Here is a 19,274-nt window from a genome sequence, read left to right as displayed (position 1 = left end):
AGAGAACCTGCTGGATGCCACCGACGCCTGGAAGAAGCATATTACCGACCCGGCCTTGCTCTCAGGGCTGCCGGAATCGGCACAGGCGGCAGCCAAACAAGCCGCCGAGCAGAAAGGGCTGGAAGGTTGGTTGCTGACCCTTGAGTTTCCCTCTTTCTTCCCAGTTATGAGCTATGCCGACAACCGAGAGTTACGGAGGGAAGTTTACGAGGCTTTTAGCACTCGGGCATCGGACACAGGCCCCAATGCCGGCCGCTGGGATAACCTGCCGATCATGGAGGAAATCCTAAAGCTTCGACATGAGAAAGCCCAACTGCTGGGTTTCGATAGCTACGCCGAGTTAAGCCTGGAGCCGAAGATGGCCGGCTCCACCGAAGAGGTCATGGCTTTCCTCAGCGACTTGGCCGAACGCGCCTACCCGAAAGCGCAAGAGGACTTGGCAGCCCTACAAGCTTTCGCCCGCGAACAAGACGGGCTGGAAAAGCTGGAGGCCTGGGACATCGGCTATTATTCGGAAAAACTACGCCAAGCGCGGTACCAGATCTCGCAAGAAGACCTCCGGCCGTATTTCCCGGAGACCCGGGTCATCCCAGGCTTGTTCAAAGTTGTCGAGCGCCTCTACGGCCTGAAAATCGAGCAGGTCGACGGCGCCGACGTATGGCACCCGGATGTACGCTTCTACGAGATTCGCGAAGTCGGCGGCGAACTCCGCGGTCAGTTCTATTTCGACCTCTATGCGCGGGAGAAGAAACGAGGCGGCGCGTGGATGGCGGACTGTCGCGTTCGGCATCGTACCGCCGACGGCTTGCAAATTCCGGTTGCCTACCTGACCTGTAACTTCAGCCCACCGGTAGGCGATAAACCGGCGCTGCTCACGCACGACGAAGTAGAAACCTTGTTCCACGAGTTTGGCCACGGTCTGCATCATATGCTCACCCGCGTCGACTATCCCTCGGTTTCCGGTATCAACGGCGTACCTTGGGATGCCGTCGAGCTGCCTAGCCAGTTCATGGAAAACTGGTGTTGGGAGCGCGAAGCGCTGGATTTATTTGCCGCGCACTACGAAACCGGCGCTCCGTTACCGGAAGAACTCTACCAGCGCATGCTGGCAGCGAAAAACTTCCAATCGGCCATGCAAATGGTCCGGCAGCTCGAATTTTCCTTGTTCGACTTCCGGCTCCACCTGGAGTACGACCGGCGCGGGGCGCTCGGATCTACCAGATACTGGAGGAAGTACGGGATCAGGTTGCCGTCGTCAAACCGCCGGCCTTTAACCGCTTCCCCAACAGTTTCGGCCATATTTTCGCCGGCGGTTATGCCGCGGGATACTACAGCTACAAATGGGCCGAAGTCCTCTCCGCCGATGCGTTCTCGCGCTTTGAAGAAGAGGGTATCTTCAACCGGGAAACCGGCCGCAGTTTCCTCGCCAACATCCTTGAAAAAGGCGGTTCGCAAGAAGCCATGGACTTATTCGTCGCCTTCCGCGGCCGAAAACCCGACATCGATGCCTTACTTCGACACAACGGGCTTGCCGCCTGATTAAGGCGAAAAACCGTTGCCCCGTTGAATCGCGCAGCGCTTACTACTTAATTATGAGGTTGTAAGCGCTGCGGCACGCCTATAACTACACCTCGTCAGCATACGAGGGTGTATTAATGAGAGCATCGATACCGGCCGCCTGGTCGCTGGGCGGGCTATTACTGCTAGTCGTCGGCAACGCAACGGCAAACGACATCGAAGGCGAGATCGCGTCGATCAACGACGACGACAGCGCGTTCACGGTCCAAGGCATCGAATTCTTCACCGACGACGATACCGATTACAACGACGGGCTCAACCGCTTTGAGGATCTTGCCGTCGGCCAGCGGGTAGAAGTCGATTTCGAATACCGTGACGAACGCCACTTCGCCACCGAAATCGAACTCGAAGACTAACGCCCCCTATTGGCGCGCTTGCAGCATCCGCAAACGCGCGCCTTCTTCCCCTTAACGCCTTAGCATTCTTTATAAGTCGTCTCCACGGCTAATCCGTGCGCGCCAACCGCGGCATGCGCAGTCCTGCCGCGACTGTGGTATCTTCTCGACAGCAACGACAACCGTCCAACTTCTCATCGAACAGATAATTTATCCGCTATGAAACTCGCCTCCTGGAACGTTAATTCGCTCAAAGTCCGCCTGCCTCACTTGCTCGATTGGCTGGAAAACCATCAGCCCGACGTGCTCGGCTTGCAAGAAACCAAATCGGAAGACAAAAACTTCCCGCTTGAGGCGATCCGCGAAGCCGGTTACGAAGTAAGCTTCTCCGGCCAAAAACGTATAACGGCGTCGCCGTCCTCAGCAAAGCGCCCCAAGCAGACCCTGTGTTCGATCTACCCGGACTAGAAGACCCTCAGCGGCGCGTGCTCGCCGTCACCGTGGGCGATCTTCGCTTCGTCAATCTTTACGTACCGAACGGACAAGCGGTGGGCAGCGAAAAATACGCTTACAAGCTTGACTGGCTGGAAAAGCTACACGACTTTCTGGAAACCGAACTTGCCCGCCATTCTCAACTTGTCGTCGTTGGCGATTTCAATATTGCGCCCGACGACCGCGACGTTCACGACCCGGAAGAATGGCGCGATAAGGTGCTATGTAGCGAACCCGAACGCACAGCACTACGCAGGCTGCTCGACCTCGGCTTGGAAGATACCTTCCGGCGTTTCGAACAGGCCGACAAGCTGTTTAGCTGGTGGGACTATCGCATGAATAATTTCCGCCGCAACCGCGGCCTAAGAATCGACTTAGTTCTGGCCAGCAACAGCCTGGCGGAGCGATGCCGATCAAGTTACATCGACCGCGAACCCCGTACCTGGGAACGCCCCTCCGACCACGCTCCGGCCATTGCAGAGTTTGTGTAACACAACAGCGGCGAGGCGAGCCCCGTCAACGGATTCGTCTCGCCGATTACATTCAAAGCTCCTAACTTACTGTTTGAGCAAATAGTTACGCCTAACACCGCATCGGATAAAACGCTAACCCAACTCCCCTTTTATCCTTAAATCCTGCACTGCTGCTTTCAAGATATTTAGTTATTGTTTTCTAATGTTTTACACCTTCGCAAGCCGCCGAATACCAATGTTTCATACCCTGCCAAGATTAGAAGACGCTATCCGTGCCACCATCAAGCTCGTAAGCAATTGATAAAAGAAGATTTCTGTTAGGGATCCGTCCACTCTAGGCTTCGTACCGACCGTACAAGGCGTTTCAGAGCTTTAACACTTCACCGAATTAGACGGCACCTTACGGCGCCAAGCTTCCCGCAACGATGTGGCTAAGGCATTAGAAAACCGGCATTTTCCGCTTCCTGAAAAACTTGGCACAAGTTCTGCTTAACCAAGCACTGCCCGCTAGTGCGCGGGGCCAAAAAGCCGTCGATCGCCGACGGCTGCGCAGCGGAACGAATTTACCTACTAGTGAAAGGGAGTTCATAGGTATGCGAAAGACTTTGCTGGTTACCTCCACCGCCCTCGGCCTGATTCTTTCCGCTCAAGCGGCAGCTCAGGACACGGAAATAAATGTTGCCGTCGGGATCTTTGACGATGTCGAAGTCACCGAGAACAACGTGGCCACACTTGGCTCTATCGCCCAGTACGAAGATAACAGCGGCAACAACAATGCCACCTTAGGCTCGATCGCCATGGACGACAACAACAACGTCGCCGCCGGCGATAACGCCAACGCGATCAACGACGACAATGCCATTGCCGACGGCGGCAGCATCGCTCAAGCCAACAGCGACGACAACGTCAACGTCACCGGCGACGGCAGCATAGCGATGGACGAGAATAATAACGTCGCCTTTGGCGACGGCTCGCAGGCCATGGACGACAACAACAACCTCGCCAACGGCGACCGTTCCGTCGCGCTTTACGACGACAACGACGACAACAACATCGCTACCGGCGACGGCGCGATTGCCGCCGACGAGCAAAACGCCATTGCCTCCGGCGACGGTGCAACCGCTCTACAAGACAGCGACGACAACCGCGTAGCCGCCGGCGAAGGCTCGGTTGCCGCCAATGACGACAACATCATCGCCGCCGGCTACGGCGCAGGCGCTTACAACGAGTCCTTTAACGTCGTAGCCACCAGCGAACTAGAAGGCACTGTGTCGGGCAATAGCGTCGACGGCGGCGGCGTGGCTTTCGTCAATGTCGGCGTCAACATTTTGGACGACGGCGCCTTTGCAGGCGCTGCCGGCATTAGCCAGGTCAACCAAAACTCCGGCTTTAACAGCCTCGCTCAGCAGAGTGTAAACGTCCAAGGCAACCTGAACTTCGCTCCGACAGGCGGGAAAAAGTAAACCCAGGCGAACGGGGAGGGCGCTGCGGCTGCCGCGCCCTTGCCCGCACCATGCTCGGGTTTAGCCAGCTAGGCGCTTTGAGCTTCCCGGCGGGAGCACGAGGCGCCGTTACAGGCACCGGCAATATTCAGAGTTTCCTAAACTGCTGCAGGAGGCGTTATGAAACGGATGCAACTTATCTCGCTTGGAGCTGTGGGCGGCTTACTTTGCGGACTCCCGCTCGCAAGCGCGCAGGCATGGCATCAACAGGACGGTGGCCTGGATGCCATCGAGCTGGTGGCTGAGGACGAACTCATGCATGCCAGCGGCCGACAAAACTCGAACCTGGTTCAAGTCGGCGACCTACGAAGCAACGCAAATCTCACCGACAACTCGGCGATCGGCACCCTCTCCGGCGACAACAGCATCGCTAGCGGCGCCCTGCATGGCGCAGCCGGCTTAGTAACCGTGATCCAAAACAGCGGCAACAACGTTGTCATACAAGATTCGACGGTACTGAACGTTAACGTGAAATAACCAAGCCCCAATAACGGCACCGGGACAAGGCTATGACACGCGGAAGCACTCTCACCCTGGCGGCGCTACTCGGCGTACTGTTATGCCAACTGCCAACGGCAAACGCCGTCGTCCTACCTCATCAAAGCGGCGGCAGTTATACCGCTCATGTGAGGAGTTTCGTCGACAGCCGTTTCCATAACATCGTCCGCCAGCAGTACGACTACAGCTGCGGTTCCGCCGCCGTGGCCACCCTGCTGACCTATCACTACGACCGGCCGGTTTCCGAAGAAGAAGTCTTTCTTGCGATGTTCGAGCACGGCGACCAGGCGCGCATTCAAAGAGACGGGTTCTCGATGCTCGACATGCGGCGGTATCTGGAGACCCAACAGCTTCGCGCCGACGGATTCCGAATAACGCTCGAACAACTACGACAACTGGGCTTACCGGCTATCGCACTGATCGATGTTGGCGGGTTCCGGCATTTCGTTGTCATAAAGGGCGTGACCTGGGATCACGTCCTTATCGGCGACCCGGCGCTAGGCATGACCAAAATGACCTGGGACGAATTCCGCGCCAGCTCCACCGGGCTGTACTTCATCATCCGCGACGAGCAAACGATCGCTCAACAGCATTTTAATTTGGCCAGCGAGTGGGCGGTCAAACAACGCGCGCCGCTGAACGATGCGGTTGACCGCTCGAACACCCCCGACTTCAGACTCTCCATCATGGCAGGGCAAAAACTTTGAGGAAACATGTATGCGACAAGGACGACATTGCAAACCCTTTACCAGACCGAGACGAACGCGCTTACTCGCGCTTTGTACCAGCGCTGTAATGCTAGGCGTCGCTCAGAGCGGCCATGCCGCGTTGAACTTAGATCGCCTGGAAAAGCTGGACGAGCCGGCAATGGCCGACATCCGCGGCGGCTACATCAATCGAGACGGCTTGCACGTCAGCTTCAGCTTCGAACACCTCGTCAAGGTCAACGACAAGCTCGAACACCACTTACAGTTCCACCTGCCCTCCACGAACTTAGCGGCAGGGCCGGCCCAACTGGCCGAGAATTTACGCAACGGCATTACCCAGTCGCTACCTGGCGGCGACGTTGCCAACGCAGCCCCAAATCTCCATACCATCATCCAGAATGCTCTGGATAATCAGGCCATCGATAACCTGCGCGTGCTCGACATCGATATCGAGGGCGCAGATCAGCTAGCTCGAATGGGCCAAAACGCCCGCCTCCAACCCTATCTAGTAGAAGCATTGCGCTGATAGCGCCCCACAGGTCGACGGAGTCTGCAAACGGTACGACACAGACTCCGCCGGCCCCTCGGTAGCGAAAGCACTTCCGCTCAATCCCACCCGCTTTTCCTACCATCGTCGAATACCCTTCGCAGCAAGGCATGGCCGCCTAACATTCCTAACAAAAGTATTCGCTAATTTTCCAAATCGATACAGGCTTTCTTTTTAAAACAATAACTTGCAAGCAGGCCACCAAGAGCTGTTTCAGCACATTAACACATTAATTTGCCCCGTTAACCAGCGACCGCCAATAGCCCAAAAGGGAAAAATAAAACAATTCAAAATCAGTACATTACAAAGACATGGAAACCTGGCATCAATCCTGCTTGGTTAAGTACGGCATTCTCTGACAAAAGCCATGGTCCCGCGTACCATGCGCCAGCCCCAAGGGCAGCCATTCTTATTTTCATCGTTAGAAAAGGAGTTCAGACAGTATGCGAAAGACTACCACTCTTGCCGCCACCGCCTTAGGGCTCATCTTTGCCGCTCAGGCAGCCGCACAAGACACCACGGTGAATGTCGAAGTCATTTTCGTCGACGAAGATTTCCTCATCGAAGGCAACAACGTCGCCGACTCCGGCTCGATCGCCCAGCACACCGGCAACAGCGACAACAACAATGCATCCCTGGGCTCCATTGCCATGAACGACGACAACAACGTAGCCGCCGGCGATAACGCCAACGCGCTCAACGACGACAACGCCATTGCCAGCGAAGGCAGCGTTGCGCAAGCCAACAGCAGCGGCAACGTCAACGCCACCGGCAACAAGAGCCTGGCCGCCGACAGCGACAATAATATCGCCCTCGGCAAATACTCTCAGGCCATGAACGACGACAACAACCTCGCCAACGGCGAGCGCTCAGTCGCGCTATACGAGGAAAACGATGACAACAATATCGCCACCGGCGATGGCGCCATCGCCGTCGACGACGAAAATGCGATCGCCTCCGGCGACGGTGCAACCGCTCTGCAAGGCAGCGACAACAACAACATAGCGGCAGGCGACGGGGCAGTCGCAGCCAATGACGGCAACCTGATAGCTTCCGGCGACAAGTCGGGGGTGTTCAACGACTCCTTCAACGTCGTGGCCGCCAGCGAGTTGGATGCCACCGTCAGCGAAAACGAGGTTGGAGGCGGAGCGGGCTTCTTCCTCAACGTCGGGGTCAACATTTTGGACGACGGCGCCTTCGCGGGCGTCAGCGGCATCAGCCAAGTCAGCCAGAACTCCGGCTTTAACAGCGCGGCTCAACAAAGCGTCAACGTCCAAGGCAACCTGAACTTCTAAGCTCCCGGACGAAAAACAAGAAACAATCGAAAACGGGTGCCCGCCGGGCACCCGCTCCTTTCAGGCTCGATGAGTTACCAAAGGGTAACCGGCAAACGTAAACCGACCTGAACATCCGGTGCGTTCTCGGTAACGCCCAATGCGAGCGAAACATTCAAACGCGTTCGCGGCGATAAGCGATGCGACAAACCAAACAATAGCGAGCCGACATGAAAGCGGTCGAACACCGCATCCAGGCCTGCATCATCGTCACGGCGGGTTTTGAATACAATGCTATGGTCGTAGCCAAGATTGAACGACGTCTGCGCATTAATACCAAACCCCATACCGTAGTTAAATCCCAGTGCATCGCCGGGATCGATCCGACCATGCCCGCTCACATCGCGTTCGACATTCCACAGGTAACTGACGCTACCGAACATGACCGCCGGCTCGGTCGGATACACAAAGCTTAAGCTCGGCTGGAACGAACGAAACCCCGAACCGGTCGGCTGCTCCTCGTAAACCTCGCCGACAAAAACTCTATCGCCGTCGCCGGTATCCGCATACAAGCGGATGCGGTCGACCTCGAACGGGTCCGTACCCGTGCGGGTTTTAACTCGCAGGTTAGCCAGATAAAACGCGCCGCCGGATTGGGGGCTGTTGAGTTGGTAGCGCAATGCAAACTCCACATCGCCCACCCCTTGCCCACTAGAATCGCGAACGATATCGTTTGACGAGCCGTCGAAAATATCCCGCTCACGAACCGCCTCTTTCTTGTACACATAAGGAACCCGTGCTTCGACCTCTAAACGGTGAAACAAACCGTAACGCAGGGTCGCACTCGCGGTGAGCGTGTCGCGCTGCGATTCGCTCACGTTGATCAATCCGACCAGCACGGCGGGAACAACAGTGTAACCCTCGATAGCCACATCGGTTCCCGAGGAATGAGTAAATTGCAAGCCCGGCTCGAATACCAAGCTGCCTCGCGGCGTCAGCACGGTCGGCCCCTGGTGTCGTAGAGCCGGATCGGCCACTCTTGCCTCCGAGCCGACATCCGCAACAGCCATCGACGTCGAAACCGCAACTGTCAGCCATATACCGTTTGCAATCAGCTTTCTCATGAGGTCTCCCATCGAACAATGGCCTCGCATCGGGCCGCAGGGAAAACGGATAATGTCGAAAACGTTTTATCGATTGCGTGGAAAGGATCGCTAGGGGCGCTGCCCAGGAAGGGCCACAAGTTCTTCTTTGGAAGAGGTGTCAACGGAGGCCGCAGGCTCGCGAACCTGCTGGCCGGGAAGCGGCAGATCGTAACGATCCAGCAAGCGGTACAAAGTCACCCGCGAAACCCCTAGCTGCTCGGCCGCGCGCGAGATATTACCGCCGGCCTGGGCCAACGCTCGCTCGACGGCATCTAACTCGGCAGCCGCTCGAGCCTCGGCTAACGTCGTCGTAAAGGCTCCGCCCTGGCCGCCCAAGCCTAGATCCTCCGGCATAATTAGGCGCCGTTCGCACATAACGATGGCACGCCGCACCCGGTTAATCAGTTCGCGTACGTTGCCCGGCCAGGTATGCTGACTCATTGCCTCTAGCGCCTTCCGGCTTAGCCCTTTCAAGGCCGGCCCCTTATCGGCACTGAACTGGCGAAAGAAAAACTCGGCCAACACTGGAACATCGCCATGACGCCGCCGCAGCGGCGGGCACTCCACCCGAAGAACATTCAAGCGATAGTACAAATCGGCTCGAAAACGGCCGGCTTCGACGGCAGCGTCGAGATCGACGTGGGTAGCGGCAATGACCCGCACATCGACCGTAATCGACTCCGCGCCGCCGACGCGCTCTATTGTTTTCTCCTGCAGAAACCGCAGCAAATTCACCTGTAAATCCAGCGGTAGATCGCCGATCTCATCCAGGAAAATAGTGCCGCCTGCGGCCGCTTCGATACGCCCGGCCTTACGCTGATTAGCACCGGTAAAGGCGCCTTTTCATGACCGAACAGCTCGGACTGAATCAACGAGGCCGGCAAAGCGCCGCAGTTCACCGCAACAAAAGGGCCTTGAGCCCGGGCCGAGCGCTCATGAATCGCTTTTGCCGCCAGCTCCTTTCCCGTACCGCTCTCACCCTGAATCAGAACCGGTGCATCGGTCCGCGCCACCTTGCGCAGTAATCGGAACATCCGCTGCATCACCGGGCTGACCCCCACCATCTCCCCTTCGACATCCGCCGAACTCCCCACCGGCGACTCGCGTAGCCTGGACATACCCTCGGCGTGACCGACACTGAAGCGCAGCCGGTGCGGGTCTAGAGGCAAGGCGTGGTAATCGAAACAACAGCGGTACACCAAAGCCCGCAAACGAGGGTCGGACAACAGATTAGGAGGAATCAGGAGAATCCACTCCGTATCGCAAAGCACGGTCAACACACGTTCTAGAACATCAAGCTGTGCGGTCGAATCGACCCGGGCCAGCCCGACCCGCGCAGCACCCGCCCCCGCACGTAGCACCTGGCGAAACGTTGTCTCTTCGATATCCCAATCGCACAGGTGTGCCTGCAGCGGACACTCAGGGTCGGCGGGCCCTTGGCGAACATAAATAAGATTACGTCGTACCATTGCGCGGCATCCTTGCGTTACGCTATCAAAGGGCAAGATCGTCGTTATTCGCGTCGAGGCTACCGAAGAGCCGAAGACAAGAACCTGACCAAGCCGAACGGTGCACGGCGCACGAGTCAGGTAGACAAGAGAGATACGAGTGGAGCCCCTCGCGGCTTCAATCCTGGGGCCGATGAGCAGAAATACCAAATAAAATCAGCCGCATATAAAAATACAAACATATGCTAATTTTAGTGACAAAATCCCGCTCTCGGCTTCCCGTACGCGCTTTCGCGTAAAAAGAACCCCTCCTCCTTACTCATATGTTAGGGTTTAGCCCTGCCCTAACATTGCGAGGAGACTCGGGTAGCGTGAAGTACCGTGATCTGCGTGATTTTCTCAACAAGCTGGAAGCCGAAGGCGAACTGAAACGCATACAGGTGCCGGTCGATCCCCATCTAGAGATGACCGAGATCTGCGACCGTACCTTACGTGCAGAAGGGCCGGCGCTGCTATTCGAAAACCCGAAGGGGCACACGGTCCCTGTACTCGGCAATCTCTTCGGTACCCCACGTCGCGTTGCCCTGGGCATGGGTGCGGAGGATGTCGAATCGCTGCGAGAAATTGGCCGTCTACTCGCTTTTTTGAAAGAACCCGAGCCGCCCAAAGGCTTAAAGGATGCTTGGCAGTCGCTGCCGATATTCAAACAAGTCCTGAACATGGCGCCCAAGGAAGTGCGTAAAGCTCCCTGCCAAGCGCATGTCCTGGAAGGAGACGCCATCGATCTGTCGCAACTACCCATTCAGACGTGTTGGCCGGGCGATGCGGGGCCGCTCATCACTTGGGCCTTGGTCGTCACTCGCGGCCCTCACAAAAAGCGCCAGAACCTGGGCATCTACCGACAGCAGGTCATCGGCCGAAATCGCGTCATCATGCGCTGGCTATCGCACCGAGGCGGGGCGCTGGACTTCCGCGAATGGCAACAGGCCCACCCTGGCGAACCGTTTCCGGTAGCCGTTGCCTTAGGTGCCGACCCCGCTACCATCCTCGGGGCGGTAACACCGGTACCGGATACCTTATCCGAATACGCTTTTGCCGGTCTTTTACGGGGAAGCAAAACCGAAGTCGTCAAATGCCTGGGCTCCGATTTACAAGTACCGGCCAGCGCCGAATTTGTCCTCGAAGGACATATTCACCCTAACGATACGGCGCCGGAAGGTCCGTTTGGCGATCACACCGGCTACTACAACGAAGTGGATCGATTCCCGGTCTTCACGATCGATCGCATCACCCACCGCGAACAACCGATTTACCACAGCACCTATACGGGCCGCCCGCCGGACGAACCCGCCGTGCTGGGCGTCGCACTGAACGAAGTCTTCGTCCCCATTCTACGCAAACAATTCCCAGAGATCGTCGACTTCTATCTGCCGCCCGAGGGTTGCTCTTATCGCATGGCGGTAGTGACCATGAAGAAACAATACCCCGGCCACGCTAAACGCGTCATGCTCGGTGTGTGGTCCTTTCTGCGCCAGTTCATGTACACCAAGTTCGTGATTGTCACGGACGACGACGTTAATGCCCGCGACTGGAAAGACGTCATCTGGGCGATGACCACTCGCATGGACCCGGCGCGAGACTGCACAATTATCGATAACACACCCATCGATTATCTGGACTTTGCCTCCCCAGTCTCGGGACTCGGCTCAAAATAGGCTTCGATGCCACCAACAAATGGCCTGGCGAAACCGACCGCGAATGGGGTAGGCCCATTACCATGGACCCAGAGGTAAAAGCGCGTATCGACGACCTTTGGCCAGAACTCGGAATCTAACATCATGAGCTATACCGTTACCCTACAACCCAGTGGCCATACGCTAACGGTAGGCGAGGGCGAGACCGTTCTCGACGCGGCCCTCCGCCAGGGCATCGTCATTCCCTATAGCTGTCGCGGCGGCAATTGCGGCAGTTGCGCCGGGAAAGTCCTTTCCGGCAGCATCGACTATCCGCGCGGACGCCCCGCCGGGCTGAATGCGGCAGACGAGGCCGCAGGCCAAGCGTTTCTCTGCCAGGCTCAGCCTACCAGCGACCTGACCGTCGCAGTCCGGGAACTCAAGGCCGGGGCCGACATCCCGCCTCGCAAGCTACCGTGCCGAGTCGTTAAGATCGAAAACCTTGCCCACGATGTACGCCGCCTCTACTTGAAGACGCCGGCAACCCACAGATTGCAGTTTTTGGCCGGGCAGTACATCGATATTTTACTTAAAGACGGCCGGCGCCGGGGCTTTTCGATTGCCAATGCGCCACATGACGACGAATTGCTCGAACTCCACATCCGTTTGGTCGAAGGCGGACACTTCACCGGCTTCGTTTTTAACGAACTCAAAGAGCAAGCACTGCTTCGTCTAGAGGGGCCGCTCGGCCAGTTTTACTTACGCGAGGACTCTCCGCGCCCAATCCTGATGATGGCCGGCGGCACCGGCTTCGCTCCACTTAAAGGCATGCTCGAACATGCCTTTCACCTCGGCATCGAGCGCCCGATTCATTTGTTCTGGGGGTACGGGCTCGGCGCGACCTGTATCTGGACGAACTGCCCAAAGCATGGGCACGGCAATACGCCAACTTCCACTACACCCCGGTCTTGTCCGAGCCCGCCACCGACGATACCTGGCACGGCGAGTCGGGGTTCGTACACGAAGCCTTGCTGCGAACGTATACGGACCTCAGCCTGTTCGACGTGTATATGAGCGGCCCGCCGGCCATGATCGAAGCGGCCAAACAACAATTTCGGGCGCACGGGCTAGCGGAAGAACATTTGTATTACGATTCTTTTGAATTTTCTAATGATTAAGAAAATCAACCTACTGTCAACATTGCCTTGCCGAGAACGACAATAACGCGCTAAATTTATGACTCAAACGATGCAAAGAACATTTTAAGGAAACACTGAACAACCCTCTTGCCTCTCCCTGGGCGCCGAAAGATGCGGCAAAAGACCGCCGAGCGGCGCCCCATGGGCGACTTACTAAAAACAAGGCGAACCGTCCCCTGGCGGCAGGGCACAGCCCTATGCAAGATAAAGTGGCGCGCAACATAGGTAACGGCACTGCCATACCGGCTGACCGGGTTGCAGAGGCATAACCTGCACCCTGTAGCACCTCTATAGGCAGATCGACGAGGCTTAAGATAGCCGAACGAAAAGCGTCGACTTGGGAAGGACCCCATACGCACATTATGACCAAGGATAATTCTCAAACGCCATCGCACCGCCCATTAGCGGGGCCCGCAGCGGCTAATGTTGCAATCGTTATTGTCGCACTGGTAGCGACCTTTCTACTCAGCTTGGCCTCTTATCGTTTCGAACGCGACCGTTGGACAAGCGAGCTGGAACAACAAGCCCAGCCATGGATAGCCGCCGTTGAAATCGGTATCCAACACAACCTCAAAGCCGCCGAAGTCATCGGCAATATCCTCCGCCATTCGCCGGAGACGCCGGCAGAACGATTCTCCGGCATGGCGCCATTAATTCTTGAAAGCTACCCCGAGATGATGGGGCTTGCCTGGGCACCGCGGGTAACCGATAACGAAACCCACCTGATCGACGCCGCACCGGTTAAGGCAGGCGACACGAACTGGTCGAACGGAACCGGGCAAGAGCACACATTCGTGGTCACGGAGGTCGCACCGACATGGCTGCGGCCGAGCCTGATCGGCCTTCAGCCGGCAAGCGCGCCAGCTTACCGCGACACGCTCCGAACCGCACTCGACCAGCGGGCAACGGCCGCCAGCGGCAAATTGGTTACCGACCACAAAACCAACGGCGTCGGCTTTGCGCTCCTACAACCGGTCTATCGTACCAATCAACCACAGGACGATGCATTCGGTGCCGTTGTCATTAGTTATGACAGCGAGCGTTTTCTCAAGCAGTTCTTCGCGGGGTTACCGCCAAAATTCATACCCCACCTTTTCGATGTAACCGACGCTACCACGCCCCTGTACTCCGAAACCGGCATCCGCGAATGGCAGAACCGAAGCAGCCAAAGCTCGTTGATAAGCTACCTGAAAGGTTACGATCACGTCAGCACGCGCTTGGAGGTGGCAGGGCGGCAATGGGAACTGATTCTCACACCGACTAACCGTATCGAAACGCAGGGTTCTCATGCCGTCAGTCTCGGCGTGCTGTTGGTAGGGGCCGTGCTAAGCCTAGCCTTGGGCGGCTACCTATCCTCCCAGAGACGACGTTTTGCGAGCGCTCTGGCGGGCAGCGAACACAGCCGTCGATACGACGAGCAATCCTCTTCGCTCAGTCAAGACGTTGCCGAGCAGCACCAGCAACTGGAAAATCTGCAACGTAAAGAGGCCCGCCTACGCGCATTAGTCAACGACGCTCCCGACATCATCGTTCGAACCTCCGCGTACGACGGGCGCATTCTCGACATATCCCCCGCCACGGTCGACATCCTTGGCTACGAACCCGACGAACTCATCGGCCGTTCTTACTTCGATTTCCTACATCCGGGCGAGGTTTTCCGTCATAAACGGGCTCAGGACCATGCCCGCAACCACCCCGGCATCTATAGCGGCAGCTATCGGGCTCGGGATAACTCAGGCCGGTTTATTTGGCTCGACACACTCAGTCGCGTCGTGATCGACCCCAGACTGGGGAAGTCAACGACATCATCACTGTAGCGCGCGACAATCGCCGCCACGAACCGCGGCTCGAAGCACTGCGAGAACGAGAGGTCCTTTACCGCTCGGTATTCGACTCCGCCGCGCAACCGGTAGCCCTCGCCACGGCCGACGGTACGCAGCTGATCCGGGTCAATCAGTCCTTCTGCACGCTGCTTGGTTATAGCAAATCCGAAATGCGCGAACTCAGCATCGACGACATCACCCATCCGGCCGACCGTTACAATGGCGCGAGCCTGGCCGCTAGAGCCGCAAACAGCGACAGCAAGCAGTTTGACTACGTAAAGCGTTATATCCGCAAAGACGGCGGCACTGTTCAGGTTAGAGTCAGCGTCGTTCAAGTCTGCGAGGCCGACGGCCAACCCCATTACCTGATTTGCCACATTCAACAACTATTACCAAACCCGGTTACCGAGGACGACGCCCCATAACGCCCCACACCCCAGCAAGCCCTTCGGAGAAACCTTAAGCAAGTCCCGTTCTCGGGAAAAAGATTGAACCCTGCCTATCAGTTAAGCGTATACTCCCGCTCTTTACGAACGAAAACGGCGCCGCAATAGGCATTCATCGTGTTGGCCCAAGGTTAACCAGCCGCCTATCCCGCTGCGGCCATGAAGCGCGTAGCGGACAACGCGCTTGGTGCCGCCCTTAGCAAAAGGCCGATAGATTATTTTCAACCCTCTGCTAAGGGCAACGTTTAAATTTTGACAGCCGGCAAAGCTAAGTTATGCCCATGAACGCCTCCCCGTTCAAACCAGAATCGACGCTACAAATTCAGGCGGACAAGAATTATCAAGAGTCCGCCTTATCCGGCGTTTCCCGCAGCTTCGCCCTGACCATTCCTCAGTTGCCGGAAGCGTTACGCGCAAGCGCGGCTAACGCCTACCTGCTCTGCCGCGTTGCGGACACCATAGAAGATCATGTCGACCCGGAAGGAGATCGAAAACAAGCGCTGTTCGACGAGCTAATTGCCGCGGTCGACCGGCACGAAGCCGCGCCCGACTTTGCAAAGCGCTTGCTGCACGAGCTAAGGGAAGATACGCCTACCGCCGAGCGCGAGCTGGTGCGCAACTTATCCCGCGTGCTACGGGTCGCCTACTCGCTACCCGATGCGCATAGCCGGGCCATCAGCCGCTGCGTTCGCATCCTAAGCGAGGGCATGGCGCGCTTCGAGCGCTGCAAGGGCCCTCACGGGCTCGATACGCTCGGAGTGTTCGACGACTATTGCTATCACGTAGCAGGCGTTGTCGGAGAAATGTTAACAACGCTCTTCTGCGATTACTCCTCGTGCATGAACAAGCACCGCTCGCAACTGATGAAACTGGCGGTACAGTTCGGGCAGGGGCTGCAAATGACGAACATCCTAAAAGACGTATGGGAAGATCGCGCGCGCGGCGTCTGCTGGTTACCGAGAGATGTCTTCGCCCACTATGGCTGTCAGCTTGACCCGAAGGCAAACTGGGCAGAAGATCCTGCTTATCAGGCAGGTATCGGCGAAATGGTCGCCATTGCCCATGGTCACCTACAAGCCGCGCAAGCGTACACCCTCATGATTCCGGCCCAAGAGAAAGGGCTACGCCGCTTTTGCAGCTGGGCGGTGAGCATGGCACTGCACACCTTGCGCCGTATTAATAGGCACCGCGACTATACAGCCGCGGAAGACGTTAAAATCAGCCGCTCTCAGCTCAACCGGATCATCGCCAGCAGCCGTTTCACCGTGCATCGGGACTGGGCGCTAACGCTCAGCTTCTCGCTTGCGGCGCGAGGGTTACCCAAACCGGTCGGAATGACCGAAGAAGACTACGCGGCCTACGACCATCGCTGAACTTTAGCTTAACGGGTTGCTCCAAAATAAAACGGCAAGGAATGCAGTGCACTGTCAAAGCCCTATTCGTTTATTCCTTAGGATCAATCGTATAAACGCCATGAACATCCGTCACCTCCTGTTATTAGCGCTGGCAATAACCGTAAGCGGTTGCGCACACAACGCCACACCGACTAACCCTTACGACCCATGGGAGGATACTAACCGGCGGGTCTATGACTTTAACGACGCCCTGGACCGCAACGTCCTGAAGCCAGCAGCCGATGGTTATCAAGCCGTTACACCCCGTTTCGTTCGGCGTGGCGTCACCAATTTTTTCGATAACGTCACCTATCCGAAAGTCATCGTTAATAGCTTTCTGCAAGGGAAAGGCCGCGAAGGTGTGCAGGACACCGGTCGGTTCCTGATCAACTCGACACTTGGCCTGGGCGGACTACTCGACGTTGCCACACCGATGGGGTTGCCGGTTCATAACGAAGACTTCGGGCAAACGCTCGCTGTTTGGGGAGCCAATTCGGGACCGTACATGGTTTTACCCGGGGTAGGCCCGTACACCGTACGACATGCCGCCGATATTCCCGCTGCGGCGGCCACTAACCCGCTAACCTATACCGTAAGCTGGACGGTTGGCCTTCCGCTCACCGTCCTCTATGCCGTTAACACCCGGGCAAATCTCGAACAAGCGGCGCGACTGCGCGACGAAGCCGCCCACGACCCCTACATCTTCACCCGTTCGGCTTACCTGCAATACCGCCAGAACCTAATCTACGACGGCTCGCCGCCGATGGACGATTATTACGACGACGATTTATTCGACGAAGCGTTCGATGACGCCTTCGACGATGCTTTCGACGATGCTTTCGACGATGAGTTTTGATAGCGCAGGCGTTGGATGCCGGGCGAGGACCTACCGGACCTTTCGGTATTCAACTAACCGAGTTCGGCGAGTAGGCGATCGAGCAGACGTCGCACCTGTCCGGCATAGCCGCCGCCGAACAGGTTAAAGTGATTTAACACGTGGTAGAGCTGATAGAGATCCCGATGCATCGGATAATCGGCGGACACAGGCGCGACCGCGTTATAAGCGTCATAGAAGGCCCGGGGGAAACCGCCGAACAGCTCCGTCATCGCCAAGTCGGTTTCGCGATCGCCGTAATAGCACGCCGGATCGAAAAGCACCGGCATCCCCTGACGGTCGAACGCAACGTTGCCCGACCACAAATCCCCATGTACTAACGAAGGCGCAGGCCGATACGCCGCCCACCGCTCGCGCAACGCCGCCAACAACCGCTCTCCTGTCTCGCCTACGCGCTTACCGATACCGTTATCCGCCGCCAATCGAAGCTGAAATGCCAAGCGCTGGCGAGAGAAAAAGCGACACCAGTCCGTATCCTCGGCATTTGGCTGCAACGTCGTCCCGATCGTATTGTCATACGGCAAGCCATACCGCTCGCCATGGCTTGCATGTAATTGCGCCAAGGCTTCCCCGAGCCGGCGGAACCCCGCAGGCGACGCCGCGCCGAACTCGATAAACTCCAGCACCAGAAAAGCCCGGCCATTTCCTTCGCCCACCGCGATAGGCCGAGGCACGCGGACCGCATCCGCTGCCGCCAAGCGCTTTAAACCGTCGGCTTCGGCCTCGAACATCGCGCGCTGGCCGGTCCCGTTTAGCTTTACAAAATAACGTCGCGCACCTTCGCCGACTATCGCGCCTTCGTTGATGCAACCACCGCCCACCGGCGTCAGCGAGCCGCTTGGCACCGCTTCGCCGGCTTCCGCAATGGCATCGATGATCGTCGCTACGCTCGCCGCTGTCATAACGCCTCCGCTAGCACACGCCGAAATCGCTGCCTAAGCCGTTCCGGCAGGGGCAGATCGTCAAGGATATAACGGTCTCCACCCCGCCAAACCAAATCCTCGCGGTCGCAGCACAAGGGGACGTAGCGCTCGATGGTCGCCAGACGGCGAGATAAAAACGCCTGCTCGCGGTGCTCGACGAGCAAGCGACGTACTCGCGCGGCACCCCGAATCGGCAAGGTCGGAACCGTATCCAATGCCTCGTACACTGCTTCCAGGCTCGGCCACTGTGCCAACAATGCAGCCGCCGTTTTAGCACCGATCCCGGGGACACCCGGCACATTATCGACACTATCGCCTGCAAGCCCCAAGAAATCCGCCACCTGCTCCGGTCGGATACCGAAGGTATCGGCAACGCCGGCAGCATCGAGCCACCGGTTGCGCGCAACGTCCCACAGTCGATCCTCGCCTTGCAGTAACTGCGCATAGTCTTTATCGCTGGTAACGAATACGCGCGGCCCCTGCGGCGCACAGCGTTCCGCCAGCGAACCGATCAGGTCGTCCGCCTCGTAACGGCGGCTGGCGAACGTTCGGATACCCAAAGCGACCGTCAACTCGCGGCAAAGCCTAAATTGGCGTTTCAGATCGGGCGGGGCCGGCGGCCGGTTGGCCTTATAGGCAGGGTAGAGCGCATTGCGAAAAGACGTGGTCAAACTTTCGTCGAATGCCGCCACTACAAACTGTGGTCGGCGACGCTCCAACAGCTCGCAGAGAAACATCCCGTAACCGAACACAGCATTGGCCGGCTCGCCATAAGCATCCTGCACCGCCGGATCGACCGAATAATAGGCCCGAAACACATACACGCTGGCATCGATCAAGTACAAACGAGGCAGCAGAGGGTCGAGGCCTCCATTGCTATAACTATTTGTGCTACTAATATCTCCAACCATTCTTTTTCATA

The 19,274-nt window shown here is 57.4% G+C and carries 13 protein-coding genes and 5 pseudogenes; 14 read left to right on the top strand and 4 right to left on the bottom strand.

Features of this window, described 5'->3' with window-relative positions; genetic code table 11:
- The first annotated feature begins 166 nt into the window (after positions 1 to 166).
- From CAI21_RS00200 to CAI21_RS00165, 8 genes and pseudogenes are all read left to right on the top strand, one after another.
- Positions 167 to 1,539: pseudogene (locus CAI21_RS00200) on the top strand (M3 family metallopeptidase).
- 116 nt (positions 1,540 to 1,655) lie between these two features.
- Positions 1,656 to 1,934 (top strand): DUF5666 domain-containing protein, encoded by a 279-nt coding sequence (locus CAI21_RS00195; RefSeq protein WP_116300439.1) that lies wholly within the window; start codon positions 1,656 to 1,658, stop codon positions 1,932 to 1,934.
- A 198-nt stretch (positions 1,935 to 2,132) separates the two neighbouring features.
- Positions 2,133 to 2,896 (top strand): annotated as a pseudogene (xth, locus tag CAI21_RS00190) (exodeoxyribonuclease III).
- A 575-nt stretch (positions 2,897 to 3,471) separates the two neighbouring features.
- Positions 3,472 to 4,341 (top strand): hypothetical protein, encoded by an 870-nt coding sequence (locus CAI21_RS00185; RefSeq protein ID WP_116300438.1) that lies wholly within the window; start codon positions 3,472 to 3,474, stop codon positions 4,339 to 4,341.
- Between the two features lie 159 nt (positions 4,342 to 4,500).
- Positions 4,501 to 4,857 carry a hypothetical protein gene (locus CAI21_RS00180; protein WP_116300437.1) on the top strand — a complete coding sequence of 119 codons (357 nt, stop codon included), beginning with the start codon at positions 4,501 to 4,503 and terminating at the stop codon, positions 4,855 to 4,857.
- Positions 4,858 to 4,889: 32 nt separating this feature from the next.
- Entirely contained in the window at positions 4,890 to 5,585 is a 696-nt protein-coding gene (locus tag CAI21_RS00175) for a C39 family peptidase (RefSeq protein ID WP_116300436.1), read from the top strand.
- Between the two features lie 10 nt (positions 5,586 to 5,595).
- The gene (locus tag CAI21_RS00170) at positions 5,596 to 6,111 is read left to right on the top strand and encodes a hypothetical protein (RefSeq protein ID WP_147305007.1); all 516 of its coding nucleotides are present in this window, start codon (positions 5,596 to 5,598) and stop codon (positions 6,109 to 6,111) included.
- A gap of 464 nt (positions 6,112 to 6,575) precedes the next feature.
- A complete protein-coding gene (locus tag CAI21_RS00165) occupies positions 6,576 to 7,427 on the top strand; it encodes a hypothetical protein (protein ID WP_116300434.1) in 852 nt (283 codons plus the stop codon).
- A gap of 74 nt (positions 7,428 to 7,501) precedes the next feature.
- On the opposite strand, the gene CAI21_RS00160 is transcribed toward CAI21_RS00165, so the two are convergent.
- Both CAI21_RS00160 and CAI21_RS24415 read right to left on the bottom strand, forming a co-directional pair.
- A complete protein-coding gene (locus tag CAI21_RS00160) occupies positions 7,502 to 8,530 on the bottom strand; it encodes a hypothetical protein (RefSeq protein WP_116300433.1) in 1,029 nt (342 codons plus the stop codon).
- Positions 8,531 to 8,713: 183 nt separating this feature from the next.
- A pseudogene (locus CAI21_RS24415) lies at positions 8,714 to 10,020 on the bottom strand (sigma-54 dependent transcriptional regulator); the annotation flags it as partial.
- 350 nt (positions 10,021 to 10,370) lie between these two features.
- On the opposite strand from CAI21_RS24415, the pseudogene ubiD reads away from it, so the two are divergent.
- The 6 genes and pseudogenes from ubiD (at position 10,371) to CAI21_RS00125 (ending at position 17,390) form a co-directional block, all read left to right on the top strand.
- Positions 10,371 to 11,833 (top strand): annotated as a pseudogene (gene ubiD, locus CAI21_RS00150) (4-hydroxy-3-polyprenylbenzoate decarboxylase).
- Positions 11,834 to 11,837: 4 nt separating this feature from the next.
- A pseudogene (locus CAI21_RS00145) lies at positions 11,838 to 12,850 on the top strand (CDP-6-deoxy-delta-3,4-glucoseen reductase).
- A gap of 383 nt (positions 12,851 to 13,233) precedes the next feature.
- Positions 13,234 to 14,688: a CHASE domain-containing protein gene (locus CAI21_RS00140; protein WP_116300432.1), complete on the top strand. Its 1,455-nt coding sequence runs from the start codon at positions 13,234 to 13,236 to the stop codon at positions 14,686 to 14,688.
- The gene (locus CAI21_RS00135; RefSeq protein WP_116300431.1) at positions 14,619 to 15,119 is read left to right on the top strand and encodes a PAS domain S-box protein; all 501 of its coding nucleotides are present in this window, start codon (positions 14,619 to 14,621) and stop codon (positions 15,117 to 15,119) included. Before CAI21_RS00140 ends, CAI21_RS00135 begins: the two co-directional genes overlap by 70 nt.
- A gap of 302 nt (positions 15,120 to 15,421) precedes the next feature.
- A complete protein-coding gene (locus tag CAI21_RS00130) occupies positions 15,422 to 16,513 on the top strand; it encodes a phytoene/squalene synthase family protein (protein WP_181919192.1) in 1,092 nt (363 codons plus the stop codon).
- Between the two features lie 100 nt (positions 16,514 to 16,613).
- Positions 16,614 to 17,390 (top strand): MlaA family lipoprotein, encoded by a 777-nt coding sequence (locus CAI21_RS00125; protein WP_116300429.1) that lies wholly within the window; start codon positions 16,614 to 16,616, stop codon positions 17,388 to 17,390.
- 53 nt (positions 17,391 to 17,443) lie between these two features.
- On the opposite strand, the gene CAI21_RS00120 is transcribed toward CAI21_RS00125, so the two are convergent.
- Together CAI21_RS00120 and CAI21_RS00115 are read right to left on the bottom strand one after the other, a co-directional pair.
- Complete coding sequence (locus CAI21_RS00120; protein ID WP_116300428.1) at positions 17,444 to 18,331, bottom strand: fructosamine kinase family protein; 888 nt, start codon at positions 18,329 to 18,331, stop codon at positions 17,444 to 17,446.
- Positions 18,328 to 19,263 (bottom strand): 5'-3' exonuclease, encoded by a 936-nt coding sequence (locus CAI21_RS00115; protein ID WP_258868867.1) that lies wholly within the window; start codon positions 19,261 to 19,263, stop codon positions 18,328 to 18,330. Before CAI21_RS00115 ends, CAI21_RS00120 begins: the two co-directional genes overlap by 4 nt.
- Between the last annotated feature and the right edge of the window lie 11 nt (positions 19,264 to 19,274).

Source organism: Alkalilimnicola ehrlichii, from assembly GCF_003399765.1.
Lineage (GTDB): Bacteria > Pseudomonadota > Gammaproteobacteria > Nitrococcales > AK92 > AK92.
This window is presented reverse-complemented; position numbering and strand designations above follow the sequence as displayed.